At 67.7% G+C, this 26,072-nt stretch carries 23 protein-coding genes and 2 tRNA genes; 12 read left to right on the top strand and 13 right to left on the bottom strand.

Annotated elements, in window-relative coordinates; all coding sequences use genetic code 11:
* The first annotated feature begins 4 nt into the window (after window positions 1-4).
* Window positions 5-1,729 carry a dihydroxy-acid dehydratase gene (ilvD, locus tag DPQ64_RS13565; protein WP_115864852.1) on the top strand — a complete coding sequence of 575 codons (1,725 nt, stop codon included), beginning with the start codon at window positions 5-7 and terminating at the stop codon, window positions 1,727-1,729.
* A gap of 338 nt (window positions 1,730-2,067) precedes the next feature.
* Here the strand turns inward: ilvD and DPQ64_RS13555 are convergent, their stop codons facing one another.
* Both DPQ64_RS13555 and DPQ64_RS13550 read right to left on the bottom strand, forming a co-directional pair.
* Window positions 2,068-2,766 (bottom strand): hypothetical protein, encoded by a 699-nt coding sequence (locus DPQ64_RS13555; RefSeq protein WP_115864851.1) that lies wholly within the window; start codon window positions 2,764-2,766, stop codon window positions 2,068-2,070.
* Between the two features lie 100 nt (window positions 2,767-2,866).
* Complete coding sequence (locus DPQ64_RS13550; RefSeq protein WP_115864850.1) at window positions 2,867-3,931, bottom strand: BKACE family enzyme; 1,065 nt, start codon at window positions 3,929-3,931, stop codon at window positions 2,867-2,869.
* A 356-nt stretch (window positions 3,932-4,287) separates the two neighbouring features.
* On the opposite strand from DPQ64_RS13550, the gene DPQ64_RS13545 reads away from it, so the two are divergent.
* Window positions 4,288-4,767 (top strand): hypothetical protein, encoded by a 480-nt coding sequence (locus tag DPQ64_RS13545; RefSeq protein WP_115864849.1) that lies wholly within the window; start codon window positions 4,288-4,290, stop codon window positions 4,765-4,767.
* Window position 4,768: 1 nt separating this feature from the next.
* On the top strand, window positions 4,769-7,486 hold the full coding sequence (locus DPQ64_RS13540; protein WP_115864848.1) for an outer membrane protein assembly factor BamB family protein: 2,718 nt from the start codon (window positions 4,769-4,771) through the stop codon (window positions 7,484-7,486).
* A 113-nt stretch (window positions 7,487-7,599) separates the two neighbouring features.
* Here DPQ64_RS13540 and DPQ64_RS13535 read toward each other — a convergent pair.
* Window positions 7,600-7,670 (bottom strand) — tRNA-Pro (locus tag DPQ64_RS13535).
* A gap of 57 nt (window positions 7,671-7,727) precedes the next feature.
* A complete protein-coding gene (locus DPQ64_RS13530; RefSeq protein WP_115864847.1) occupies window positions 7,728-8,849 on the bottom strand; it encodes a succinylglutamate desuccinylase/aspartoacylase family protein in 1,122 nt (373 codons plus the stop codon).
* A gap of 185 nt (window positions 8,850-9,034) precedes the next feature.
* On the opposite strand from DPQ64_RS13530, the gene DPQ64_RS13525 reads away from it, so the two are divergent.
* Window positions 9,035-9,108: transfer RNA gene (locus tag DPQ64_RS13525), tRNA-Val, on the top strand.
* A 69-nt stretch (window positions 9,109-9,177) separates the two neighbouring features.
* Here DPQ64_RS13525 and DPQ64_RS13520 read toward each other — a convergent pair.
* Both DPQ64_RS13520 and DPQ64_RS13515 read right to left on the bottom strand, forming a co-directional pair.
* A complete protein-coding gene (locus DPQ64_RS13520) occupies window positions 9,178-10,326 on the bottom strand; it encodes an arginase family protein (protein WP_115864846.1) in 1,149 nt (382 codons plus the stop codon).
* Between the two features lie 78 nt (window positions 10,327-10,404).
* Window positions 10,405-11,373 (bottom strand): glycosyltransferase family 2 protein, encoded by a 969-nt coding sequence (locus tag DPQ64_RS13515; RefSeq protein ID WP_115864845.1) that lies wholly within the window; start codon window positions 11,371-11,373, stop codon window positions 10,405-10,407.
* 257 nt (window positions 11,374-11,630) lie between these two features.
* Between DPQ64_RS13515 and DPQ64_RS13510 the strand changes: the two genes are divergently transcribed.
* From DPQ64_RS13510 to DPQ64_RS13500, 3 genes are all read left to right on the top strand, one after another.
* Window positions 11,631-12,188 carry an AAA family ATPase gene (locus DPQ64_RS13510; RefSeq protein WP_115864844.1) on the top strand — a complete coding sequence of 186 codons (558 nt, stop codon included), beginning with the start codon at window positions 11,631-11,633 and terminating at the stop codon, window positions 12,186-12,188.
* Between the two features lie 136 nt (window positions 12,189-12,324).
* Window positions 12,325-13,077, top strand: a complete 753-nt coding sequence (nucS, locus tag DPQ64_RS13505) for an endonuclease NucS (RefSeq protein WP_115864843.1) — start codon at window positions 12,325-12,327, stop codon at window positions 13,075-13,077.
* A gap of 185 nt (window positions 13,078-13,262) precedes the next feature.
* Window positions 13,263-14,945, top strand: a complete 1,683-nt coding sequence (locus tag DPQ64_RS13500; RefSeq protein ID WP_232820584.1) for a potassium channel family protein — start codon at window positions 13,263-13,265, stop codon at window positions 14,943-14,945.
* A 21-nt stretch (window positions 14,946-14,966) separates the two neighbouring features.
* On the opposite strand, the gene DPQ64_RS13495 is transcribed toward DPQ64_RS13500, so the two are convergent.
* Window positions 14,967-16,355 carry a M28 family peptidase gene (locus DPQ64_RS13495; RefSeq protein WP_115864842.1) on the bottom strand — a complete coding sequence of 463 codons (1,389 nt, stop codon included), beginning with the start codon at window positions 16,353-16,355 and terminating at the stop codon, window positions 14,967-14,969.
* Between the two features lie 412 nt (window positions 16,356-16,767).
* Between DPQ64_RS13495 and DPQ64_RS13490 the strand changes: the two genes are divergently transcribed.
* The 3 genes from DPQ64_RS13490 to DPQ64_RS13480 all read left to right on the top strand — a co-directional run bounded on the left by DPQ64_RS13490 (window position 16,768) and on the right by DPQ64_RS13480 (window position 18,544).
* Window positions 16,768-17,763, top strand: coding sequence for a ribose 1,5-bisphosphate isomerase (locus tag DPQ64_RS13490; protein ID WP_115864841.1), 996 nt, complete (start codon window positions 16,768-16,770; stop codon window positions 17,761-17,763).
* 58 nt (window positions 17,764-17,821) lie between these two features.
* Entirely contained in the window at window positions 17,822-18,307 is a 486-nt protein-coding gene (locus DPQ64_RS13485; protein WP_115864840.1) for a type II toxin-antitoxin system death-on-curing family toxin, read from the top strand.
* A gap of 72 nt (window positions 18,308-18,379) precedes the next feature.
* Window positions 18,380-18,544: a hypothetical protein gene (locus tag DPQ64_RS13480; RefSeq protein ID WP_157971708.1), complete on the top strand. Its 165-nt coding sequence runs from the start codon at window positions 18,380-18,382 to the stop codon at window positions 18,542-18,544.
* Between the two features lie 108 nt (window positions 18,545-18,652).
* On the opposite strand, the gene DPQ64_RS13475 is transcribed toward DPQ64_RS13480, so the two are convergent.
* The 6 genes from DPQ64_RS13475 to DPQ64_RS19645 all read right to left on the bottom strand — a co-directional run bounded on the left by DPQ64_RS13475 (window position 18,653) and on the right by DPQ64_RS19645 (window position 23,903).
* On the bottom strand, window positions 18,653-19,075 hold the full coding sequence (locus DPQ64_RS13475) for a hypothetical protein (RefSeq protein ID WP_232820583.1): 423 nt from the start codon (window positions 19,073-19,075) through the stop codon (window positions 18,653-18,655).
* Between the two features lie 340 nt (window positions 19,076-19,415).
* On the bottom strand, window positions 19,416-19,946 hold the full coding sequence (locus DPQ64_RS13470) for a DUF5817 domain-containing protein (RefSeq protein ID WP_115864837.1): 531 nt from the start codon (window positions 19,944-19,946) through the stop codon (window positions 19,416-19,418).
* Window positions 19,947-20,407: 461 nt separating this feature from the next.
* The gene (locus DPQ64_RS13465) at window positions 20,408-20,746 is read right to left on the bottom strand and encodes a cupin domain-containing protein (RefSeq protein ID WP_115864836.1); all 339 of its coding nucleotides are present in this window, start codon (window positions 20,744-20,746) and stop codon (window positions 20,408-20,410) included.
* 467 nt (window positions 20,747-21,213) lie between these two features.
* Entirely contained in the window at window positions 21,214-22,149 is a 936-nt protein-coding gene (locus tag DPQ64_RS13460) for a hypothetical protein (RefSeq protein ID WP_115864835.1), read from the bottom strand.
* 123 nt (window positions 22,150-22,272) lie between these two features.
* Entirely contained in the window at window positions 22,273-23,535 is a 1,263-nt protein-coding gene (gene icd, locus DPQ64_RS13455; protein ID WP_115864834.1) for an isocitrate dehydrogenase (NADP(+)), read from the bottom strand.
* Window positions 23,536-23,633: 98 nt separating this feature from the next.
* Window positions 23,634-23,903, bottom strand: coding sequence for a hypothetical protein (locus DPQ64_RS19645; RefSeq protein WP_232820582.1), 270 nt, complete (start codon window positions 23,901-23,903; stop codon window positions 23,634-23,636).
* A gap of 194 nt (window positions 23,904-24,097) precedes the next feature.
* Between DPQ64_RS19645 and DPQ64_RS19640 the strand changes: the two genes are divergently transcribed.
* Together DPQ64_RS19640 and DPQ64_RS13445 are read left to right on the top strand one after the other, a co-directional pair.
* Window positions 24,098-24,391, top strand: a complete 294-nt coding sequence (locus DPQ64_RS19640; protein ID WP_232820581.1) for a hypothetical protein — start codon at window positions 24,098-24,100, stop codon at window positions 24,389-24,391.
* A gap of 715 nt (window positions 24,392-25,106) precedes the next feature.
* Window positions 25,107-26,036: an isoaspartyl peptidase/L-asparaginase gene (locus DPQ64_RS13445; RefSeq protein WP_115864833.1), complete on the top strand. Its 930-nt coding sequence runs from the start codon at window positions 25,107-25,109 to the stop codon at window positions 26,034-26,036.
* Window positions 26,037-26,072: the final 36 nt, after the last annotated feature.

Genomic DNA, 26,072 nt, shown 5'->3' with positions numbered 1-26,072 from the left:
GGGTATGACCGAGAAACCGGACGATCTCCCGAGCAGCGAAGTCACCAAGGGTCGGGACAAGGCTCCCCACCGAGCGATGTTCCGCGCGATGGGCTACGACGACGAGGACCTCTCCTCGCCGATGGTCGCGGTGGCGAACCCCGCGGCCGACGTCACGCCGTGCAACGTCCACCTCGACGACGTGGCCGCCGCGGCGTACGACGGCGTCGACGACGCGAGCGGGATGCCAATCGAGTTCGGAACCATCACCATCTCCGACGCCATCTCGATGGGGACCGAGGGGATGAAGGCCTCGCTGATCTCGCGGGAGGTCATCGCCGACTCGGTCGAACTGGTGGCGTTCGGCGAGCGCGTCGACGGCCTCGTGACGGTCGCGGGCTGCGACAAGAACCTGCCCGGCATGATGATGGCCGCGATCCGCACGGACCTGCCCTCGGTGTTCCTCTACGGCGGCTCCATCATGCCCGGCGAGCACGAGGGCCGGGAGGTGACGGTCCAGAACGTGTTCGAGGGTGTCGGCGCGGTCGCGGAGGGCGAGATGTCCGAGGAGGAACTCGACGACCTCGAACGCCACGCCTGCCCGGGCGCGGGCTCCTGCGGCGGGATGTTCACCGCGAACACGATGGCCTCCATCTCGGAGGCGCTCGGGTTCGCGCCGCTCGGGAGCGCGAGCCCGCCGGCCGAGAGCGAGGAGCGCTACGGGGTCGCCGAGCGCGCGGGCGAACTCGCAGTCGAGGCGGTCGAACAGCGACGCAGGCCCTCGGACTTCCTCACTCGGGAGTCGTTCGAGAACGCCATCGCGTTGCAGGTCGCCATCGGCGGCTCGACCAACGCCGTGCTCCACCTGCCCGCGCTCGCTGCCGAGGCGGGCATCGACCTTCCGCTTGAGCGGTTCAACGAGATCAGTCGCCGGACGCCGAAGATCGCGGACCTCCAGCCCGGCGGCCAGCGCGTGATGAACGACCTCCACGAGGTCGGCGGCGTCCCGGTGGTCGTCCGCCGCCTGCTCGACGCGGGGCTGTTCCACGGCGACGCGCTGACCGTGACGGGCAACACCGTCGCCGAGGAGATCGAACGACTCGAAGCCGCGGGCGAACTCCCGCCGGACGAGGAGATCGAGGCCGACTTCCTCTACACCGTCGACGAGCCAAAGAACGAGGAGGGAGCCATCCGCGTGCTGTCGGGCAATCTCGCGCCCGACGGCGCGGTGCTGAAGGTGACCGGCGAGGAGGACCTGCGCCACGAGGGGCCGGTCCGCGTGTTCGAGAACGAGGAGAACGCCATGAAGTACGTCCAGGAGGGCAACGTCGAGAGCGGCGACGTGCTCTGCATCCGCAACGAGGGCCCGCGCGGCGGCCCGGGCATGCGCGAGATGCTCGGGGTCACCTCGGCGGTCGCGGGCCAGGGCCACGCCGAGGACGTCGCGCTGTTCACCGACGGCCGGTTCTCCGGTGCGACCCGCGGGTTCTCCATCGGCCACGTCGCCCCGGAGGCGTTCGTCGGCGGTCCCATCGCCTTGCTGGAAGACGGCGACACCGTCACCATCGACGTGCCGAACCTCGAACTGTCCGTCGACCTCTCCGAGGACGAACTGGCCGAGCGCCGCGAGGCGTGGGACCAGCCCGAGCCGAACTACGAGACCGGCGTGCTGGCGAAGTACGGCGCGTCGTTCGGGTCGGCCGCGAACGGCGCGGTCACCAACCCGGGCGTGAAGCAGGACGGGGAGTAACAGTCGGACGCTGTCGCGGTTGCGGTTGCTGTCGCGGTTGCGGTTGCTGTCGCGGTTGCGGTTGCTGTCGCTGTTACGGCTGCGGTAGCTAATGCGGTTGCGGTGCGGTCGCGGTTCTCATATGCTCAAGATGCACTGGCGGTCTCGGTAGCTGTCGCAGATGCTGTTGCGGTCGCGGATACTGTTGCGGTCGCTGTCGCGGCTGTCGTGTAGTCTGGTAGCAGTACAGTCGTGATGAAACGGGGGCGAGCGACCGAGACGACGGACCAACTATCCACCAGCGACGTGTTGGCGAGCGCCGGTCGCCGACAGCGACCGGCGCTCGCCAACACGTCGACTCACGGCTCGACGACCAGCATCTCGGGCTCCTCGCGCAGGAACTCGAACGGGACCGACCGGATCTCGGTCGCGTGGCCCGCGTCCGCGAGCGTCGCGCGCAACTCGTCCAGTCGCGGATACCGCTTCCCGTCGAATCGCGCGAGTGGGTACACCCGGACCTCTTCGGTCGCCACGCGGGCGAGTTCCAGCAGGCTGGCCTCGTGGAACTCGTGGTCGAGCGTGTCGATGTAGAGGAACATCAGGTGGGCCGACAGCACCAGCGAGAACGAGTCGTCGTCGAACGGCAGGTCCGGCAGTTGGGTCTGGACGTAGCGGTCGGTGTCGTAGTGGGCCTCGTAATCGTCGATGAACCGCTCGTACGCCGCGGTCCAGTGCTCGCGCACGTCGGGCACGCCGTCGTAGTACCCCCAGACGAACTGGTCCTCGACGCCGTCGAAGCCCGCGATGGCGGTGTCGACGTCGCGCTGGCACTTCTCGCGGAGTTCGTCGGGCGGCACGTCGTACAGCAGGTCCGCGCCCACCGCGTCGACGCCGCTGGCGTTGGCCGCGGTGACGAACGCGCACGCACCGCCTGGGCAGTCGAGCACCGACTCGCCCGACCACGCCGAGAGGTCGAGGTCGAACATCCGTTCGTACTCGGCCACCGTGCGGCCGATGAAGGCGACGTCGTCTATCGCATACCGATCAGAACGACTCATGAGCTTTTGTACCACAGTCTTGGTTATAAAATTAATCAGAGATTTTCGCCGGACTGCGCGGCGTTCGATCCGATTTGCATCGTCGTGGCGGGATTTGCCGTCATCGCGGCGAGGTGTACTCCATCCCGAGGAACTCCCGCGCGCGGTCGGGGTCGGTGATGATCTCGCGGCCGAGCGTCTCCGCGATGTCGACCGCGGTCTCGACCACCTCGGAGTTCTTCTCGATGAGTTCGTCCCTGTGGGGGTACATCCAGTAGGCGTCCTCGATGCCGACCCGGACGACGTTCGCACCGGCGATCAGCCCCATCATCAGCGTTGGGAGCCAGTTGCGTCCGCCGGGGTAGAGCCCGACCACGCTGTCCTCGATGGTCTGGCGCACGTTGTAGATCTCCGAGATGACCTTGAAGTGCGACCACGGGTCGTTGTTCGTCGTGGTCGAGTGGTGGGCACCCATCCGCAGGCTCATCACGTACGGCTCGTTCTCCAGTTCGTCGTCCTCGATAAGGTGGTGTTTGATGTCCCGCAGGACGTGGGTGTCGTACAGTTGGAACAGCGGTTTCACGCCGTTGTCCTCGTAGTAGCGGACCGCCTCCTTGATGGTCGACATCGAGTGGAGCGACCCCGCGCCGAACAGGCCGGGCGGGAGGATAACCCCGCCCTGACAGTACTTGTTGCCGTCCCCGCGCTCGAGCAGGTCGTGAACGCCGGTCACGTAGTCGGCGTGCGGACCCGTCGACCAGCCCTGGCTGAACGTCACCACGTCGCCACACTCCTCGAATACGGGATCGAGAATATCCACGAGCAGGTCGTTGTCGTTCCACTGCGGGCGACCCTCCTCGTCGCGTGGATGGACGTGGATCGCCGCGGCGCCGGCCTCCACGCTGTCGACGAGCTCCTGTACCTGCTCGCCGCGAGAGTCTGGGACCGCCGGGTAGTGGTCCCCGCCGGGCTGCCACCCCGGGTACGCGCACTCGATGACCACCGGACTGTCCATCGTCTCGATGCGCTCGTCCTCGTGGACCGGGAAGAACTGCTTGGCGGCCTCCTCGGTGAACGTGCCGGATGCGTCCAGCTCGTCGAACAAGAGGTCGTCGTAGAGGTTCCTGTGGAGCGGAACCTCCTCCGATCCGGTGGCGGTGTCGGGGTCCGAACTGTAGGAGGACATCACATATTACAGACTGTTACGTTTGTACTTAAATATTTCCTCTAGTGGAAATAAGTCACCGGTGTACAATATTACAGAGATCAACTATCGGTAAGAAAAGGCACCAGTAAGAATCACCTGCCGCAACCGACGTAAAACTACAGGACTATCACCGACACGCTCCGGACATTGTGACACGTTCGCGTCGCGCCGTGGCCAGCACAGTTTCGTTCCCCACTATATCCGCCGAAAAATACAAACGGGGGACAGACCATCTACTGGACATCGATCATGCAGACCACCGTCAGCCCCCGTTCGAGAGGGTTCACAGCTATCGGAACCGACGAACGCGCCACCCGAGATTTCCCGGCGTCACGATGAGCCGTAACGACGCCCACGACGACGTCGAGGCCGCCGCGTCGACCGCGAGTGCGGGCAGTCCGAGCTTCGTGTGGGGCGTCGCACCGGCCGAAGACGACCGCTTCGACGCGGACACGCCACCGCGACTCCGACGCGACGACGAGGGCGGTCCGGCCACGCACGCACCCACGCTGTCGGGGGCCGGCCCGTACCGAGTGTGGACGCTCGCTGTCGATGCCTCGACCGGCACCGCCAGCCTCGCCAGCACGACGTTCGGCGGGAGTTCGGGCGACCCGGACGACGACGGCCTCACCGAAGACGTGAACGACGACGGGCGCGTGGACGAGGCCGACGCTACCGCGCTCGCCCACAGAGTCGGAAACGACGAGGTGTCCGGAGCGGACGCGGACAGCTACGACTTCGACGTCGACAGCGACGTCGACGCCGACGACGTTCGAGCGTTGTTCGAGCAGGTCGACGAAGTCGGAGGGAGCTGAGATGGACGGACGAGCGGCCCTCGCGGTCGTTGTCCTGCTAGCGGTGGGCGGTATGGCGGTCGCCACGCCGGGCGTGCTCGACGGCGGGCTACTCGATGGAACGCCGCTCGACGGCACCCCGTTCGACGGTATCGCGGGGGACCTCACGGGCAGTTCCGACGACGCGGGTGGCGACCACCGCACGGCGGTCAGCGTCGTGCCGGCAGACGGGGCGACGAGTGGATCGATTCGAGCCGGAAGCAAGCGGACGTACGAGATCGTGGTCGCCGACCCCGGGAAAGGCGTCGGCTCGTCCGCGCTCTCGCTGTCGGTCGCGAACGGCTCGGTCGCCGACGTGGTGAGCGCCGCGGTGTCGGGCGACCCCGACGTGACAGACGTCTCGCCGGTCGGCGACGGCGCGGACCGCGTGGAGATACGGACTGCGGCCGCCGACCTCGAAGGCGGACGCGACACCGTGATCGCGACGGTGACGGTTCGGGGCGAACGGGACGGCACCACCGACCTCGCGCTCCGGGTCCAGTCGCTCGGGAGTCCGGCGGGCGACGCGTACGCCGTGACGGGGTCGCCGGACGCGACGCTGGCGGTCACCGGCGGGAGCGACGACGAGAGCGGTGAGCCCACCACCGAGGACGACACCACGGCCGGTAGCACCACTCCCGGCGGCGACACCACTACCAGCGATGAGACGACGCAAGACGAGACGACCGCGGACCCCAACCAGCCGCCGACGGTCGAGGTCACGCTCGACGCCCGACAGTTCGAGAACGGCTCGTACGCCGGCCCGGTGACAGTCGACCTCGCGGCCAGCGACGCCGACGGCGCGGTCGAGACGGTCGCGGTCAGCGTCGACGGCGGCGAGTTCGAGACGCTCGATCCCGACCGGCCCGAGGTCACGGTTCAGGGCCGCGGAAGCCACGAGGTGACCTATCGCGTGACCGACGACGACGGCGCGCGGAAGACCGACACGGTCCCGTTCGAGATCGCCGTCGGCGGCTCGCCCATCGAGTCGTTCACCGCCACGGACCCCGGAACCGACGTGGGGGTCTCGATAGTCACGGACGAGGCGCTCGCAGGCGTCGAGGTCGCGGTCTCGGCCGATGGGGAAGTACTCCAGACGTTCGACGAATCCCAGTTGGAGACCGGCGACGGCAGCGACGGGTTCGAGTACGCCGCGACGTACCGGCAGGCCGAAGCCGGGACGAACTACACGGTGACTATCGAGGAACTGGTCACGTACCGCGACTGGGCCGACGGGCAGCGTCGGAGCGTCGAGGTCACCCGCGACCGGGTGGCGATGAACCTCACTGCCGACGAGCGCACGGTGACGGAGGGCGACGCAGTCACCTTCCGGGTCACGCGCGAGTCCGACGGGTTCGGCGTCGAGAACGCCACCGTCGAGATCGACGGCAACGCCGTCGACGCCGGGTTCGACGGGACCGCCGCCTACGAGTTCACCGAGCCGGGCAACTACACCGCTACCGCGCGCAAGTCCGCAGACGACGGGAACCGGTACGTGGCCGACAGCGTGGAGATAACCGTCCGGGCCGAAACCGGCGGAACCGACCCCGCGAGCACGTGGCCCGGACTCCAAGGCGAGCAGTCGCGGTCGGGCTATCGGCCCGACGGGACGGTCTTACGGGGCGAGGTCGAGCGCGACTGGAGCCGGTTCGCCCAGAGCTACGGGAGTTCGCCGGTGATGGCCGGCGGCGCGCTCTACACCGCGAGCGGCGAGGTGGTGCGCGCACACGCCCCCGACCCGGGCAACATCACGTGGCACGCGAGCCTCGACGCTCCCATCGAGGTCGCGCCCGTCGCGGGTCAGGATCGGTCGGGCGAACGGGTGCTGTACGTCGCCGACTCCGAGGGGACCTTCCACGCCCTCGACGCCGACACCGGCGAGCGACGCTGGAGCAAACAACTCACGGCACCGGGCCAGTCCACGGCCACCGTCAAGGAGGCGTTCGCGGTACTCGACGGCGTCGCCTACGTCCCCGTCGACGACCCGTTCGCCGAGCGCGAGGACAGCCAACACGACGACTCGCTGGTCGCGCTCGACCTCCGGACTCAGAGCGTGCTCTGGACGCGCGAGGCCGGCCACGTCGGCGGCGTCGCGGTCCACGACGAGAAGCTGTACGTCTCGGCGGGCGAGGACCGGATGCTGATGAAGTTCGAGCCGGGGGCCGAGAAGGCCCAGTACTGGTCGTACCGGACGCCGACAAGCAACGGGCTCGCGCGCGGCGAGAAGACGCTCGGCGTGCCCTCGGTCCGCGGCGACACTGCGTACGTCCGAAGCGAGACGGGCGTCGTCCACGCGGTGGCCGTCGACGGCGGCGAGCAGCGGTGGACCTCCCAGCCACTGCCGAACGACCGGCCGGCCAACGACATCGAACACCCCTCGTCGATGGCGATCACCGACGACCTCGTGATCGTGAGCACCGACACCGCGACGCTGTACGCGCTCGACCGCGCGACCGGCGAGCGCGTCTGGAACGCCACCGCCGACGACCAGCTCGGCTCCCCGGTCGTGGTCGACGGGACGGCGTACGTCGTCAGCGACGCCGGAACGCTGTACGCGCTCGACGCCGCGGACGGGTCGACGCTGTGGTCCCACGAGGCCGACCGCGACGGCTTCGGCAGGACCTCGCCGGTCGTCGTGGACGGGCGGGTGTACTACGCTGGCGGGCTGAGCGTGTACGCCGTCGAGCCGGTGGCGTCATAACGGATAGGCGCGTGGTCGTCACGAAGTCTGTCTGACGAGTTGGGGTTTCGTGAATTTAGAACTGGCTCGCCAGAGCTGTTCCCGAGGTACAATGTCGCCGCGTAGAATGTGAGTGGGACCGCCGAGATTCGAACTCAGGTCCTACCGACCCCATCGGCAGAGGATACCACTACCCTACGGTCCCGCAGTGCACTTCGCGTGCGATTGAACGAAGGCCCGTCCCCGAGTTAAGCGCTTCGTTTCAGTCGTCGCCTTCCCCGTCGCCGTCAGCCTCCTCCTCGCCGTCACCCTCCTCTGCATCGCGCGGGACCACCAGCTCGCCGTCGTCGCGGACCGCCATGCTCGCCAGCGGGTCGTTCTCGTAGGCCGCGACGCCGTGCATCCGCCCGAGGACGTAGCCGTCGTGCTCGGACTCGACGGTGGTTTTTCGGTCGCCGTGGGGCGTGCAGATCTCGGCGATCACGTCGCCTTCCGACACCACGTCACCGGGCTCGACCCGGTGGCGCGCGATGCCCGGCTCGTCGGCGTGCGGGTGGACCGCGCGCTTGACCGGGAAGTCGACCGGCGCGTCGGGGCCGACAGCGCCGGGGTCGGGCTCGCCCGGCAGGAGATCGAGTTGGCGCATGACGTTCCGGACGCCCGTGATCGCCGCCTCGCGGACGCCCTCCTCGACGATGTTGTGGCCGCCGAGTTCCGCGGTGAACGCCGGAATGCCGGCGTTGTTCAGCGCCGCGCCCGCGGTCGAGCGCTGGAGGCTCTGCTCGGTGTACTCCGCGGCGGCGTACTCGTTGACCACCGGCATGCCGAACGCGTCGACGATGGCTTCGAGGTCGTCTGCGAGCTCGTGAGCGTCGTCCTCACTTCGCTTTTCTCCGTACAGCACCCGGTCCCGGATGAGGAAGGGCATCGAGCCCACGTGAGCGGTGTGGAGGTCCACCAGGGCGTCGGCCGAGTCGGCGAACGCCTCGAAGACGCGCTCGTCGATCAACTGCTGGACGCTCGGCGGGCGCGCGCTCTCGGCGTCGGGGTCCGGGAAGTAGCGGTTGGGGTCCTCGTCGTCGTAGTAGGAGGTCCGTGAGTTCCGGCGCAGGCCCGCCGGGTTGAGGTTCGGGATGCAGACCACCGTGCCGCGGATCTCGCCCGCGAGTTCGTCGGTCATCACGTCCTGCGCGACCGCGAGGCCGGTGACCTCGTTGCCGTGGATGGCGGCCGTGATCCAGAGCGTGGGACCCTCTTCGTCGCTCTCCTCGCCCTCCGCGATCAGGACCGGGAGACGTTCGGGCGTGCCGGTCGGCAGGTCGGTCACGTCGAGCCAGCCCGTGACGAGTTCGCCGGGTTCGGATTCGGCGGTTCCGATTTGCATGCGCTGGAGGTTGCAGCGCGGCGTGAAAAAGGTGGGCGTGGCGGTCGGGAGATTCCCGCCTCACCGGTGGAAATCCAGCGCGTCACCGACCCTCGTGGAAAATCGCCAGACCGCGCCCGAATCCGAAAGGTTCAATTATCCCCCGGGACAACTCGTAGTTGCGTCCGAGAAAGACCGCACAGAACGGGTTTGTGGTCTAGTTGGTTATGACACCTCCTTGACATGGAGGAGGCCGGCAGTTCAAATCTGCCCAAACCCACTCGCTTCTTTCGTTTCGTTTTCGTTCCACCAGTTGCTTCGTCCTTCTCGATTCACCAGCCGACGTTTCTCAGAGCGGCCAGTACTCGCCGTGGAAGTCCACGGCCTCGTCGAGCGCGTCCGCTGCCGGACCGACCGACTCCTCCAGCCACGCGAACGGGTCGGCCTCGCCGTACTCGTCGAGGTCGAACGTCCGACCCGTCGCGCCTTCGAGGACGCCGAGCGTCGCGAACGCGAGGTGGCTGATCTGGTAGCCGCCCTCTTGTACGACGACAAACCGCCCGTCTGCGGTTCGCTCGGCGAGTCGGCGAGCGCGCTCGCCGAGCGTTCTGAACCCGCCGCGGGTCACGAGGTTCCGCCCGAGCGGGTCGGAGACGCCAGGGTCCTGCCCGGCGCTGTAGATGACGAGATCCGGATCGTAGTCGGCGACCACCGGTTCGACGATTCGCTCGAAGAACCGTTCGTACCCCTCGTCGCCCGTCCCCGGCGGGAGAGGGACGTTGACGGTGTAGCCTTCGCCAGCGCCGACGCCGACCTCGTCGAGGCCGCCCGTCTGCGGGTGATACGTCGGGTCCCACGCGCCGTGGTCGTTGTGCGCGCTCACGAGCAGCACGTCGTCCCGGTCTTCGAAGATCTCCTGCGTGCCGTTGCCGTGGTGGACGTCCCAGTCGACGATGGCGACCCGGTCGAGTCCGGCGTCGAGCGCGCGCTGGGCGGCGATGGCCGCGTTGTTGAAGAAGCAGAAGCCGTCCGCGCGGTCACTCTGGGCGTGGTGGCCGCTCGGCCGCGCGAGCGCGTACGGCACGCCGGAGCGACCGTCGGCCCCGGATGAGTCGGCGAGCGCGTGGTCGACCGCGGCCAGCGCGGTACCGGCCGCTCGCCGCGCCGCGGCGAACGTCTCCCGGCTGGTCCCCGTCGTCGTCCCGTCGATTCGGCCGCCGCCGTCGGCGCAGAACTCCTCCAGCCACGCGACGTAGTCGGGATCGTGGACGCGCTCGACGGCGTCGCGCGGGGCTCGGTCGACGGGTCGGAACGCGGCGTCGCTCGCGAACGTCTCCGCCAGGATCCGCCTGACGTTGCGGACGCGGGCGGGCTGGTCGGGGTGCGGCTCGTCGACCGCCAGCAGTTCCGTGCTCGGCAGTTTGAACGCACCGCCCGGCGGTCGGTGGGCGGTCGTCTCGCGGTGCCAGTACACGTGGAGAGGGGTGTCGGTCGGCACTGTCGGAGAGTGGCGACACCACGTCGTAAAGCTACTGTCTCTCGGACGGCCGCGTTCAGATGTGCGGTTCCCGAGCCCTCACTCCCCCTCTCGGCCGAACAGCCGGTCGACCGCGGCCACGCCCGACCGACCCAGCGTCGACCCGAGACACGTCGCGAGGTGGTACGCGCGGTCGTCGGGCGTCAACCGGGTCGCGCGGGCGAACTTCGCGGTCGCTCGGGGCGACCAGCCGCGCTCGTCGAGGAGCTTCAGCCCCGCCTGATAGTGGGTCTCCCGGACCGCGCGCCGCCGAATCCGGTCGGGGAACCGGTCGTACAGCCGGTCGAACGTCGCCACCACCGTCTCGCGACCGTCGAGGTACGCCCACGACTCCGAGAGCGACGACTCTGGTCGCCCGCGGACGACCAGCGGTTCGTCCACGAAGTCGAACGCGGCCGCCAGCGCGAGGTCGACCTTCAGGCCGGTGTCGTCGGCCCCGTGACGGTGCCGGAACGGATGGACGCGCTCGATCACCTCCCGGTCGACGAGCATCGTGGAGGTGATGCAGGGGAACGTCCGCATCTCCAGCGCGTGCCCGATCACGTTCCCCCGAACCGCGGGGTTCGGCTGGATTTCGCCCCGGTCTTCGTCGATCATTCCGCAGTAGACCACGCCGACCGGCGGCTCCAGCAGCTCGACCTGCTTGCGGATCTTCTCGGGCGCGAGCCGGTCGTCGTCGTCGAGCAACTGGACGTACTCGCCGCTGGCGAACTCGACGCCGAGGCTCCGGGCGGCCTGCGGGCCGTCGTCACCAGCGGGCTGGGAGACGTACGTCGCGTCCGGGAACTCGGCGACTACCGGCCGAGCCCGGTCGTCGTCGGCCCCGTCGACCACGATCGTCTCTATCGGCTCGTACTCCTGGGCGGCGACGCTCTCGAGCGTCTGCCGCAGTCGCCGGTTGCGCTCGTAGGTCGGGACCACTACGGAGACCAGTTCGTCGGGGTCGGAACCTCTCAGTTCGTCGGGGTCGGAACTTCTCAGTTCGTCGGTGTCGGAGCCCCCCAGCATGTCGCGCGTTCGACTCGCTACGTCTCGACGCGGGAAAGTCACGGTGGCCGGTCGAGTTCGTCACCGACGCGCGACCGGTCGAGTTCGTCACCGATTGTCCCGGTCGTCGCCGATACCCTACATTGATATGGCGTTGGCTTCGTTGGTTATGGTAGTTGAGATGACCCCGACCTGCGCGGCAACGAATCGTCGAGGGGCGGACGAGCGGAGAACTGCCGACGCGTTCGACGCGTTTCGAGGGGACGCCGGTGGTGTCGATGTCTGAGACGGACGTGCTCGACTCGCGAGCCACGACGCCCACGATGGTCGTCGTCTGCGGGCTCCCCGGCGTGGGCAAGACCACCGTCGCCGAGGACGTCGCCGAGCGGGTCGACGGCCGACTCCTCCGCACCGACGTGGTGCGCAAGGACCTGTTTCCCGACCCCGAGTACACCGACGAGGAGTCCCAGCGGGTGTACGCAGAACTGTTCGAGCGTACGCGCGAGACGATCCGAAACGGCAAGAACGTCGTCCTCGACGGCACGTTCCGAGAGGCCGAGAACCGCGAGCGCGCGGTCGACCTCTCGGAGTCGCTGGACGCCGGCTTCCGACTGGTGAAGGTCGAGTGCGCCGAGAGCGTGGTGCGCGAGCGCATCCGGCGGCGAGAGAACGACGCGAGCGACGCCGACTTCGACGTGTACACGATGTACCGCGACGGATTCGATCCCATCTCGGCCGACCACGTGGTCGTGGACAACTCCGATGGCATCGAGGAGACCACCCAGCAGGTCGCCGAGCAGTTCAGCAGGTCGCCGAGCAGTTCTGAGCGTCCGTAACTGCGGGCCGGAACGTTGGCCACTCTTCTGGACGCTTCGGAACTCGACCGTTCGAGACCCGATAGCTTCGGAACGCGACTGCCCGTTCCGACCGAATCACCACCTTTTTGCGCCGGTGCTGTCCACCGAGCAACGAATGAGCGTCGACCAACTCGCCGCGCCCGACCCCGAAGAAGTCGTCGAAGCCGCCAAGGCCGCGTTCCGCGACGGCGCGATGCTGACGGTGCAGGCCCGCTGCGAGGTCGAGTACGAGGGCCGGACCTCGGGCCACCTCGGGCCGGGCGACCGGACGCTCGTCGCCAAGCCCGACGGCACCTTCCTCGTCCACCAGCCGACCGGTCACAAGCCAGTTAACTGGATGCCCGGCGGCGGGACCGTCTCGCCGCGAATCAGTGATGGAGACGCAGTGCTGCTCGCGCGGCGGACCAACCCGAGCGAGCGCGTGGAGGCCCGGATTCTGGAGGCCCACGGCCTCACGCGGTTCGACGCCACCGACAGCGCGACCTACGAGGAGTCGGGCACCGAGGCCGAGATGCACGAGTACATCGAGGCGAATCCGGACGAACTGGAGGCGGGCCTCCGGATCGTCGAACACGAGCGCGAGACCAAGTACGGCTTCGTCGACTTCTTCGCCCGCGACGAGTCGGGCACCCCGGTCGTCGTGGAGGTCAAGCGCATCCAGGCGACGCTGAACCACTTCGACCAGCTCCAGCGGTACGTCTCGCTGTACGAGAACACCAACGACGAAGTCCGCGGGATGCTCGTCGCGCCCGCGGCCTCAGAGCGTGTGAAGCGCGCGCTCCGGGACAACGGGCTGGAGTTCGTCGCGCTCCCGGAGTTCGAGACCGACGCCAAGGGGTCGACCGAGGCGAAACTGACCGACTTCTGAGGGCGGATACCCCCGGTCCGTCGTCTCGACCCGCCGTTGGGGTCGTCGGCCGAACTCAGCGGGCTTCGAGTCCCGCAGTTGGTCATACGACTCTTGGGGGTAGACGACGTAACTCGGCCAGCGATGTGCGATTCGAGCGATGACGAGCGTCCAGGACCGCCGCACGAACCGAGATCACCGCACGCATGAAGCGAGACTGGTTCAACAGCGACTGGTTCGACACCGAGTGGCTCCACCGGAACCCACTGTTCCCGTGGATGACCCGGCGACAGCGTCTCGTCACGGCGTGGGCCGCCGTCGTCGTCGCCATCATACTGCTGTACAGCGTACTGTACAACTACGGGATGCGGACGCTGGAAGGCCACGACCACTCGATTTTCCGGTCGTTCCAGACCGTGGTCGAGACGATGACCACGACCGGCTACGGAGCGGACTCGCCGTGGTCGTCGCCCATCATGAACGTCTACATGGCGTTCATGCAGTTGACGGGCGTGGTCATCGGGTTCGCCACGCTCAGGGTCCTCGTCATCCCGCTGTTCGAGCGCGCGCCCTTGGACCTCAGCGACCGACTGACCGCCAAGGACGACCACGTCGTCGTCGCGGAGTACCGCCGCGACAGCGCCGTGCTCCTCGACGAACTCGAACGGCTCGGCATCGACTACGTGCTGATTGAGTCCGACGTGGACGACGCCAAGCGGCTCTCGGACGACGGGTATCAGGTCATCCACGGCGATCCAGTGGACGACGACGCGCTCGACCGGGCGATGATCGAGGACGCGCGGCTGCTCGTCACCGACGCCGGCGACGACAACGTCGACGTCACGCTGACCGCGCTCCGGCACAACGACTCGATAGAGGTCGTCGCGCTCACGAACACGCCCGAGCACGAGGCAGTGCTGCGGGACGTCGGCGTCGACAGGGTGGTCGCACCCCACGCGCTCATCGGCCGCCGACTGGGCCAGAAGACGAACGCGTGGGTCGACGCGCCCCATCCCGACGACGCCGCGCTCGGCGACGTCTGTCTCAGGGAGGTCGTAGTGCGCCGGAACAGCCCGCTGGCGGGCCGCCGAATCGCGGACACGACCATCGCCGACCATGCGAATCTCACGCTGGTCGCCGCGTGGCTCGACGGCGAACTCCGGCTCCCGCCCGACTCGAACGAGTTCGTCACGCCGAACGCGGTCCTGCTCGTTGCCGGTCCGCGCGAGGCCATCGACGAGCTACACGACCACGCCGCGGGGGTCCGGCCGCCCCAGCGTCACTCGAACGTCGTCATCGCGGGGATGGGAAGCGGCGGCCAGGCGGCCCGCGACGCGTTGTCCGAGTCGGTCGACGCGACGACCATCGACGCCGAGGAGAAGCCGGGCGTCGACGTGGTCGGCGACATCAGGAACGCCGAGACGTTCGAGACCGCGGACGTCGAGGAGGCCAGCGCGCTGGTCGTGACCGTCGACGACGACTCGAGCGCGCTGCTCGCGGTCGCCGTGGTCCGGTCGCTCACCGACGACATCGACGTTCTCGTGCGCGTGAACGACACGGCCAAGACCCCGAGCGCGTTCGACGCCGGGGCCGATTACGCGCTGTCGATCCAGCGGGTCAGCGCCCGGCTGCTGGCCCGCGAGATCCGCGGCGAGGACGTGCTCGCGCCGGTCAATCAGCTCCGGCTCGTCCGGGTTCCGGCTGCGGAGTTCGCGGGCCAGCGGCTCGGCGACGCCCAGCCCGGACCCGGCGCGAACTGCGTCTTCGTCGGGCTCCAACGGGTCGACGAGTTCCTGACCGACGAGAACACCCGAATCGAGGAGGGCGACAGACTCGTCGTGGCCGGGACCGACGCCGCGATTCGGGAGTTCGAAGGTGAGTTGGCGTGACCCGGTACGCGCCATCCGCCCTCACTCGCCAACGTCAGCCCGCGGATCCTCGTCGTAGGGCCACCGGCCGCCGCGCTTGAGCTCCTCCACGTAGCCGTCGTCGATGCTGTCGCGGATCTCCTCGCGGGACTTCTGTTCGACCTCGCGGTGGGGGTCCGCGACTTCGAGCACGCACTCCGCGAGGGTGACAGCGACTGCCCGGAGGTCGCGCGGGTCGAGTTTGTCGAGCGTGTCGGCGTGGGTGTGGCCCCAGCCGCGACCGGTGCCGTCGGACTCGGTGTAGGACATCACCGCGGGCACGCCTTCCTGGACGAACGCCCACTGGTCGCCGTGCGGGCTGATGGTGTCGTGGCGCGACAGGGGCACGTCGAGCGCGTCGGTCGCGTCCTCGAACGCCGCCGCGAGGTCGTCGAACTGGTTCGCGCCGACGCCGAGGTTGCGCGAGGCTCCCGCGCCGTCGACGTTGACGACCGCCTTGACTGAATCGAGGTCGTGGGTGTCGGCCCAGTGGTACGCACCCCAGAGGCCGATCTCCTCGGAGCCGAACGTGACCAGCCGGATGCGCGTCGCGAGGTCGTCCTCGATTCGGGCGAGCAGCCGGCCGACCTCGGCGACGAGTGCGGAGCCTGCGCCGTTGTCGTTGGCCCCCTCGGCGATATCGTGGGCGTCGACGTGCGCGGTCACGAGCACTTCTCGGGGGTCGGCGTCGTCCTCCGCGCCGGTCTCCGGACCCACCACGGCCTCCACGTTCCGGGAGGTCGCGGGCTCGTTCCGGCAGTCCACCGAAAGGGTTGCGCTGGCTTCGTCGTCCTCGCAGTAGCGCGCCAGGCGCGCGCCGACCTCCTTCGAGACGCCGACCGCCGGGATGGGCCCCGGTCGGTTGTGGTAGCCCACCTCGCCGGTCGGCGGCAGACAGCCCTCGACGTGGTTCCGGAAGACGAACCCCTCGGCTCCGGCCTCCGCGGCCGCGACGTACTTCTCCATCCGATGGAGCCACCGGTCGTGGTCGTCGGGCGTCTCACTGGACGCCATCGCGATCTTCCCGTCGAGGTCCGCCGCCTCGAACTCCTCGGGGGTGCCGTAGCCCACGTCGACGACCTCGCCCGCGGCCACTCCCGCGGGGATTCCCGGCAGCGCGATGACCTCGTGGTCGCCCTCGTACTCGCGTGCGTGGGGGTCGTCGAGGGTCAGCGACGACGACCCGCGCCACCACCCGGGAATCTCGAACTCGTCGATCTCGACCTCGCGCAGGCCCGCCTCGGCGAACGCGTCCGCGACGACCTCTGCACCCTCGTGCTCGCCCTCCTGACCGGCCATCCGGTTGCCGACCTCCACGAGCGATTCGAGCGTCTCCCACGCGAACGTGCTGGTGTAGGCGTCGCCGACGACCTCCTCGGGGAGTCGTGTCATGGTACGTGGTAGTTGGGGCTGTAACCATGAAGGTGTGGGTGGCGGAACTAGGCGTATTCGGGTGCGTCGGCAGATTCGGATACGCCGGAACTGATTTGTTCGTCGTGACGACGACCGCGGCGAAGAACGTTTAGAAAGCCCCCGCCCACGGTGGCTGTTCCACCGGTCGAATCCCGGGTGTCAGTGGCACCGAGCGTGAGCCTCACACCTCCCCAACCTCCTCCTCCTTCATTCCGCGGTCGCTCAGTCGTCCCTCGCGCGGATAGGCGGGGCGCATGAAAGCGCCGCGCCAGTGGTGATTGACTCACCGAGCGCGTCCCGTAGTCTGTATCACCAAGCGCGAGTCGTTCGACGATCTCAGTTCGACTCGCACCCCGTCTGCTTTTGCGCTCGCAGTGCGTAGGTCAGAGGCATGGAGAAGACCGAGTCCATTCACGCGACCGTGGAGTCGGTGGCCGACGACATCGCCGAGATGGAGATCCGGGGCGCGGCCACCATCGCGGACGCGGCGGCCGAGGCGCTGGCCGTCCAGGCCGAGGAGAGCGACGCCGAGAGTCCCGACGCCTTTCGGGCCGAGATGCGCGCCGCGGCCCGGCACCTCCGGGAGACCCGACCCACTGCGGTCAGCCTGCCCAACGCGCTGCGGTACGTCCTCCGGGGGATGGACGGCGAGTCGGTCGCGGAGTTGCGCCAGAGCGTTGGGGCGAGCGCCGCAGAGTTCCGCCGAGAACTCGATCAGGCCCAGGACAACCTCGGCGAAATCGGCGCGAATCGCCTCCGGGACGGCGACACCGTGATGACCCACTGCCACTCGACCGACGCGCTGTCCTGCGTCGAGGCCGCGCTCGACCAAGGGAAGGACATCCACGCCATCGTGAAGGAGACCCGTCCGCGTAAGCAGGGCCACATCACCGCCCGACAGCTCCGCGAGTGGGACGTGCCGGTCACGCTCGTGGTAGACAACGCGGCCCGCAGGTACCTCGACGAGGCCGACCACGTGCTCGTGGGTGCGGACTCCATCGCGGCCGACGGCTCGGTCATCAACAAGATCGGCACCTCCGGGCTGGCGGTCAACGCCCGCGAGCGCGGCGTCCCGGTCATGGTCGCGGCCCAGACGCTCAAGCTCCATCCCGACACGATGACGGGCCACACGGTCGAGATCGAGATGCGCGACGAGCGCGAGGTGCTCACGCTCGACGAGGAGGCGGAGATCGAGGGCGAGGGGAGCGACTCGGACGCCGCGAGCGACGACGGACTCACCGTCGAGAATCCCGCGTTCGACGTGACGCCACCGAGATACGTCGACGCCATCGTGACCGAGCGCGGGCAGTTCCCGCCCGAGAGCGTCGTGACGCTGATGCGCGAGCTGTTCGGTGACCAGCAGGGCGGCGAGCCGTGGGAGGAGTAGTCTCAAAAGACTATATACCCAAGGCTTAAAAGTAGTTACGAACGAAATTGTCTCAGAGATGGAACACTCGGACGACGAGATACACTACCCAACGGTCGGAGATGTTGTATCCATTCACGACAACATCATCGAAGAAGAGCCGGACAGCGAACCGGGGATCGAAGATGAAGATCGGATAGAATTCGTGCTCGAGTACATCGAGCACGGCCACTTCGGTAGTGTTCCGAGAACGATTCACGAGAAGGCCTTCCACCTGATGCGCTTACTCGCCGCTAACCACTTGTTCGTAGATGGGAACAAACGAACTGCTCTAAACACAACCGTCGTATTTTACGCCCTGAACGGGGTTCGGCTCGAATACGGTGAGGACGTTCGTTCTATTCTCAAACTCTTCTCCGTTCGGGAAGACCTGCTTGACCAAACCGCCACAGTGGATTACCTCAGCGAACGGACGAACTACCTTGAGTCGACCGAACTCGTAGACGTCTTCGACAATCGAACGCTGCTCGACATCGAAGTAAATCAATGCGACCCGAATAGTTAACCGATGAGAAGCCAAATTTCCGACGAACGAATGGCATCGCAGGACGAAAACTCCAATCAGCAGTCTACCGCCATGGAACGAGCACTCGACACGATTAGAGAGAGCTACGTCGAAGAACACGGTACAGAGCCGTCAGCCGAGTTCATGGAAGAAGCACGGCGAGAAATCATCCTCGGAGTCGCCAAGCGCGACCGCGACCAACACCGCGACATCTACGACGCGCTCGCCGACGAGTAGACCGAAACGACCGCTTGCGTCCAGCGACGCTCCGCGACCATCGAATTTCTCCGCCGTAGACGACCGACACCTGCTCGCCCAGTCGTGTTCGTGCCGACGAACGAGCCCTCACCGCGTCTCCTCGGGGAGTTCGACCTCCTCGGGAGCCGGCAGCCAGAACACGTCGAGAGTCACCGCGAGCGTGAACGGGACGACCCAGACGAGGATAAGCGCGGTCCCCCTGTCGAGGCCGCTGCCGCCGAAGCCGATGAAGCCCGACAGCAGGATGGTGGTGAAGGCGAACAACAGCGGGACGACGATGGCGGTGTACACCACCGCGCCCCAGTCGGTCGACAGCCGGAGCCTGAAAAAGCGGATGGCGACCGACGCGACTACGGTGTTGACGACGATGATGAGCAGGAACCCGAACAGCGTCGCGGCCTGAGACATCGTTGGTGGTCGTTGGTAGCGCTCGCTCTTGTGGCTACCGGATGCGAGACGACGGACCGTCCGCAGGACGAAGGCCGACGCGACCACTTTTAGTTTCACCACGGGTATGGCCGAGGTTTATTGTGGAATCGCGCGTCGTCCTAATCGGTCCGGGAGTGGCCCACCGGAGAGGGTGGACGTTCCTGCACGAAGTAACCGCTCGTGCTCGGACGGGCCGCGGCCGAGTTCGATTCGGTCTCCAACCCCCGCGTGTCCTGCGCCATCGCTCGCGGCCGCGGCCCTGCCGGGCGCGCCACTCGCGGACCGTTCTGCCATGACCCAGCAAGCGAGGGACTCGCCCCTCGCGTTCGCCGACGCGATCAGCTACCCCTACCCGCACTTTCGTCCCGAGTCGCAGTGGCTCGCGACCGCTTCGTCGCGCGCCTTCCAGACCGCTTCGCCCTCAGACGAGTCGGTACTGCCCGCGACTCTCGCTGACCTCGCCCGACCGCACGAGTTTGTCGAGCGCCGTCCGAACGTAGTCGGCGGGCACGCCGTGCTCGCCCGCGAACTCCACCACCTCGTCCTCGGTCGGCCGATCGAGTTCCCGCAGCGCCGTCCTGACCGTCTCCTTGCGGGAGCGCCCGCGAGTGCTGGCCGACTGGTTCTCCGCGCGGTCGGCCGCCGCCGCGACCTCGTCGCTGTCGATGCCCGCGGCCTCCAGATACTCCTCGTCGGAGGGGCCGACGTCCTCGACCTGCTCGTCCATCTCCGCGAAGGTGTCCAACTCCGCGAAGGCGTCGCCCTCGCCCTGCCGGTTGGCCAGCATCGACGACCGGACCTCGCGGGCGTGGTCCTCGTCGTCGGTCTCGACGAACGTCTTGAGCTTCGCGAACTTCCGGCGCTTGCCACACCGGGGACACTGCGTGGTCTCGGGCCGACCCTCGACGATTTTGAGCGCCCCGCAGTCGCTACACCCCACGACGGCGTACATACTCGTCGGTGGGGCGCTTTCGTACGTGAATCTTCGGACTCCTCGTCGAGATTTGGTTTTTCACCAGGACTCTTCGCTCGGGGCGGAGGCGCTCGGCGTGCGCTGGATTCGATATTCCACCGGAGCACCCGCTGGTTTGGACATTCCACCCGGCGCGCGTTTGGACCCGGCGAACGAGCGCCGCGCCCTAGCGTGCGAGGGACGAATGAGCGACTGCAAGGAGCGAACGAGGAGGTTGGGGAGGCGTGAGGCCCGCGGTTGCGGTGCTGTGCGGTCGCGGTGCTGTGCGGTCGCGGTGCCGTGCGGTGGCGGTGCTGTGCGGTGGCGGTGCCGTTCGGTGGTGGGGCGGTCACGCCGAGGCGCAAGCAGTAGCTAGCTCATTACCACCCAAAAAACGTCGAACACGACACCGAAACTCCAGAACCCGACCCGCGAGAGGAAACCCAGATACCGCCGAGAACTCAGTCTTTCCAGTCCGGGTTCTCCCGAGGCGGACTGAAGATGTCCACGCCCTCCACCGGTACGTCGCCGCGGTTCTCGGCTGCGTGCGGTTCGTCGCCGGGGATGGCGTAGGAGTCGCCCGCGCTCACGTCGTACTCCTCACCGTCCACGAGGAACGTCAGCGTGCCCTGCGTGATGTAGCCGGTCTGCTCGTTGTCGTGGCTGTGCTCGGGCACGTCCGCACCGGGTTCGATCTCGAAGTGCTGGACGTTCATCGCTTCGTCGCCCGCGAGCAGTGAGAGGTGGACGCCCTCGACGGCTTCGGTGGACTCCTCCGCGTCTTTGGGTACGACTTCCATGCGTGCGAGTACCGAGGACGGCCAGTCACCTAAAGGTTCGACTGCCGGAGGTTCTTACGCTGATAGTTTTGGGAGTGAGTCGGTGGTCTGTGAGAGCGTATTTCAGATCGAGTTGGTTTGACCGCGACCGCACGGCACCGCGACCGCGCGGCACTGCACCGCGAACGCGATTTGTTGATGGTGAAATAGACCGCGCTCAGTTGACGTCGAACGAAGCGAACTATAGCCGAGGAATGTGAGAGACCGCACGGCACCGCTCCGCGACCGCACAGCACGGGCCCCAGACCTCCCCAGCCGCCTGCGGTCCTCACTCCGCTTCGCTCCGTTGCGGTCCTCGTCCCTCGCACGATTTAGCGCGGCACGAGGCCGCGCAGCGCGCGCCGGGATGGAAGAGTCGATTAGCGCGAGTAGAACGCCTGTGTCGAGATCAGAGCCAGAGAAATCCAAGCGGGCGAAGCTGCCGAGAATCAGTCGAGGTCGTCGAGCAGTCGGCCGAACACCTCGGCTTCGACGTCCCGGAGTTCCACCTCGTCGTCGGAGTCCACGTCGGACCGGAGCGCCGCGGGGTCGACGTCCGTCTCGCCCTCGGGCAGTCGCTCGAACAGCGCGGTCGCGGCGTCCGAGAGGCGTTCGCAGTGGTCCGCGACGAAGTCGAGCGTCGCCTCGCGGTCGAGGTCGCCGGCCATCGATCCGTTGCTCGACACCTCGCCGTCGCCCGCTTCGGCGTGAGCGACGCGGGCGACTCCCGCCGCGAGGACGACGCGGAACGCGCCGACCTGCTCACGCACCACCTCCCGGCGATCCCACGTCGCGTCGAGCAGCGCCACGCCGCGGTCGTCCTCGCCCGTCAGCAGTCGGTCGAGCGCGAAGCCGTAGAGTCGCCCAGCGCTGTCCTCCGACCGTATCTGCTCGGCGTACCGGTCGACCAGCGCGTCGCGGCGCTCCTGGGGAATCTCGCCCGCCTCCGCTTTTCCGAGGACCATCATGGCGTGGCCCCACCACTGCCGGAGCGCGTCGTCGTCGCCCTGCGATTCGAGGATCTCCAGCAGCGGTTCGAGCGCGTCGAGCGCGCCCGCCGCGTCCTCCCGCCGGGCATGGAGTTCGACCACGCGCTGGAACTGCTCGCGCGCCGTCCCGAAGTCCCCGTTCGCCCGAGCGACGGCGGCCTGTTTCGTCCCGAGTTCGATCGCGGCTTCGCGGTCGCCGAGCGTGCCGCGGAGGCTCCGCGCCCGGTCGTAGTACGCCTGTGCCGCGTCGAGGTCGCTCCGGCGCTCGGCGCGGCTCGCGCGCGTCTCGTAGTAGCTCGCTTCGAGTCGGCGCTTGCGTTCGAGGAGTCCGGCGGCGTACTCGTCGAGCCAGCGGTCGAGTCGGCCCGTCGGTCCCGCGACGTCGTCGGTGCTCATAGGTCACACACTCTCGCAGAGTTCTATAAATCTCTTCGTCAGAGAATTTTTACGTTCGTCGCCGTGCTCAGAAGGGGCAGGCAGGGCCACGGGTCGGGGGACGGGAAAAAGATTTCCGCGAGATTACGCCAGTTCGTCGATGTTCCGGCAGACCTCGTCGGCGAACTCGCTGGTCGCGAGCTTCTCGCCGCCCTCGATATGCCGCTCGATGTCGTAGGTGACCTTCTTCGAGGAGATGGTCTTCTCCACAGCGTCGCGGACGAGCTGGGAGGCGTCCTCCCAACCGATGTACTCCAGCATGAGTCGACCCGAGAGGATCATCGCGGAGGGGTTGACCTTGTCCTGACCGGCGTACTTGGGCGCGGAGCCGTGGACGGGCTCGGCCAGCACGCGACCGTCGCCGAAGTTGGCTCCGGGCGCGATGCCGAGGCCACCGATCTGAGCCCCTGCGGCGTCGGAGAGGTAGTCGCCGTTGAGGTTCGGCATGGCGAGTACGTCGTAGTTGTCGGTCCGAGTCAGCAGCTGCTGGAGCATGTTGTCGGCGATGCGGTCGTTGACGACCACGGCGTCGTCGGGCTGCTCGCCGTCCTGCTCCTCCCAGAGGGTGTCCTCGGTGATGACCTCGTCGCCGTACTCCTCCTCTGCGACCTCGTAGCCCCAGTCGCGGAACTGGCCCTCGGTGAACTTCATGATGTTACCCTTGTGGACCAGCGTGACCGAGTCGCGGTCGTTCTCCAGCGCGTAGTCGATGGCCTTCCGGACGAGGCGCTTGGTGCCGAACTCGGTGATGGGCTTGACGCCGATGCCGACCGCGCCCTCGTGGATGGTCTGGTCGAAGCCCATCTCGTCCTCGACGAACTCGCGGACCTGCTCGACCTCTTCGGTGCCCTCCTCCCACTCGATGCCGGCGTACACGTCCTCGGTGTTCTCCCGGAAGTTTACCATGTCCATCTTGCCGGGCTCCTTGACGGGCGAGGGGACGCCGTCGAGGTGGTAGGTCGGTCGAACGTTCGCGTACAGGTCGAGTCGCTTTCGCAGCGCGACGTTCAGCGAGCGGAAGCCCGCGCCGACGGGGGTCGTGAGCGGTCCCTTGATGGCGACCCGGTGCTCGCGGATGGCCTCGACCGTCTCCTCGGGCAGGTTCTCGTCGTACATCTCCCGGGCGCTCTCGCCGGCGTACACGCGCATCCAGTGGATCTCCCGACCGGTCGCCTCCGCGGCTTTCTGGAGGACCTTCTGGGCGGCCGGTCCCACGTCCTCGCCGATTCCGTCCCCGTGGATGATGGGGATGATGGGGTTCTGTGGCACGTCGAGTTCGTCGTTCTCGGCATCCTCGGCGGTGATCTTCGCCCCGCCTTCGGGTACTTCGACCTTTTCGTAGTTCATGACACCCGAAACTGGGAGAGAGAAGGATAAAAGGCCTGCCGTTTCGCCGCGTGAGTGCCATAAACCCCCTTAGATTCCTAGTATCTTCGCTTGCGCAGTCACTCCCACACCGCCCCGGCGAACGCCCGAAGCTGCGTCGGCCCGTTCTCGACGAGCGCCCGCGGGAATCCGGCCCGCGCCCGGTCGAGTGCCCCCGAGAGTGCGCTCGTTGCATCGGCAAGTATACCTGTGCCGTGACCGACGAGAATTCGGCCGGGGGCCAGTCCACCGAACAGTTTGCGGGGCGGCACCGGTCGCCGAAACAGGTAGACGCCGAGTCGCTCGTCGCCCACGGTGTACAGCGGGGCGGTGCCGAGCAGGTCCGGCACGTACAGCGACCCTCGGCCGGACGGTACGCGACCGTCTCGCGCCAGCCGGGCAGTGGCGCGGTGCACCGGACGCGAAAGCCGGAGTCGCTCAGCTCAGTCGCGAAATGCCTGATATCAGGAGTCCCGGAAATCGCGCCGTCCGCGATTCGGGGCGCGATGCGGTCGGTCCACTCGGGGAGGTACACCGGCACGTCGTGGCGGTCGGCGATTTTCCCGGCGTCGCGGGCGTGGTAGTTCGACAGCACGGCGACGCCTGCAACCTCGCCGAGTTCGGCCACGAGGTCGTCGACGCCCGGCGCGTCGAGCGGGTCGAACAGCCAGACCCGACCGTCCTCGCCGCGGACGGCGTGGCTCGCCCGGCGCGCGTCCTCCTCGGGGTGGACCATCCACCCGTACCCGTCCTCCCAGCGGTCGATCTCGTGGAGTTCTTCCGGGTGATCTCTGACGTAGGTTGGCACGCTCGGGACGTGGGTAGTTGCGGTACGTAGTTGCTGGGATTGGCTTTCGGAATTGGGATTCTATCGTCTATAGAGGAACCGGAGCGGGTCGGGGTTTCCTCGAATCGAAGACTCGTCGTGGCCCACCTGTTTCGCTATTCTATTTTTGGAATGTCGGCGCGCGCGTTGCTCGCGCGCGAGGGACGAGGACCGCAGCGAAGCGAGGACCGCAGGAGGCTGGGGAGGTTCGAGGATGCGGCGGTCGCGGTGCTGTGCGGTTACTCCTAGGCTCAAGCAGTAGGTAGCTTACTCGAAGTGGTGAAATCAGCAAGAAGCTCTCTATTGCCAAGGCACATGAGAAACCGCACAGCACCGCAACAGCCCCGCCACCGTACAGCTACCGCGGGCCTCACGCCCCCCAGCCTCCTGCGCGTCTCGGGCTTCGCCCTGCGATGTCTGCGGGCGATCCCCGAGTCGCCCGCACGGCACGCGAGGCGCACTGGGCCTCGCCATGCTCGTCCACCGGGGGACAAACCGCGTCCTCCGAGCCTGCAGTCGTCGTCCGAGAGAGCTTCGCTCTCTCGTGATCACGAAAATCTCCGATTTTCGAACGACTTCGCTCCTGCAGACCTCGCGCGATTTGGCGCGACACGAGGTCGCGCCAGCACGCGCCGACTGAGAGGGTAAATCAGCGCAGGCAGATAAAACGCGCTCCCAAACGACCGATTGACGCGGATTTAAGCCGTCGCCGGAACCAACCCCTGACATGAAGGTCATCGTCCACGGCGGGGCCGGAAGCGCCCCGGACGAACCCGAGCCGAGACAGGCGGTGCTCGACGAGGCGGCCGACGCCGGCGCAGGCGAATCGTCGGTCCTCGAAGCCGTCGAAAGTGCCATCCACGTCCTCGAATCGTCGCCGCGGTTCAACGCCGGGGTCGGCGGCGCGGTCCAGAGCGACGGCGAGATTCGCACCGACGCGGGCGTGATGACCAGCGACCGCGAAGCGGGCGCGGTCTGCTCGATGCCCGGCGTCGAGCACGCCGTCAGCGCCGCCAGAGTCGTGCTGGAGGAGACGCCCCACGTGCTGGTCTCCGGCGAGCACGCCGTCGACCTGGCGGCCGACTTCGGCGTCGAGACGGGCGTCGACCTCCGGTCCGCGGACACCCGCGAGAAATGGGCCGACCTCGATTCGACGCCCGAGGGCTCCCCGCGCGAACACCTCGACTGGCTGCGAGCGAAGTTCGGCGGGAACCCGGACGACCCCGACGAAGAAAACTCCGATCCAAAGGACCACGACACCGTGGGCGCGGTTGCGTGGGACCCCGAAAACGACGCGTTCGCGGCCGCGACCTCGACCGGCGGCCGATGGCTCGCGCTGGCCGGACGGGTCGGCGACGTGCCCCAGATCGGGAGCGGCTTCTTCGCGGCTCCCGCGGGCGGCGCGAGCGCCACGGGCGCGGGCGAGGACATCGCCAAGACCACACTGACCCGGCGCGCGGTCCGGCACCTCGAATCCGGCCACGACGCGCAGGCGGCCGCCGACCGCGCCGTCGAGGAGTTCGGGGAACTCACCGGCTCCTCGGCGGGCGTCATCGTCCTCGACCGTGACGGAGCGGCCGGAAGCGCGTTCAACTCGGAGCTGATGCAGACCGCAGTGAGTAGCGGTCACGCGGACGAGACGACGGACTCGCAGTAGCGACTCACCGAGTCCCAGTAGCGGCTGGCGGATTCA

Origin of the sequence: Halorussus litoreus (genome assembly GCF_003382685.1) — an archaeon.
Taxonomy (GTDB): domain Archaea; phylum Halobacteriota; class Halobacteria; order Halobacteriales; family Haladaptataceae; genus Halorussus; species Halorussus litoreus.
The sequence above is the reverse complement of the archived record's forward strand: the minus strand, read 5'-3'. Positions and strand labels throughout refer to the sequence as shown.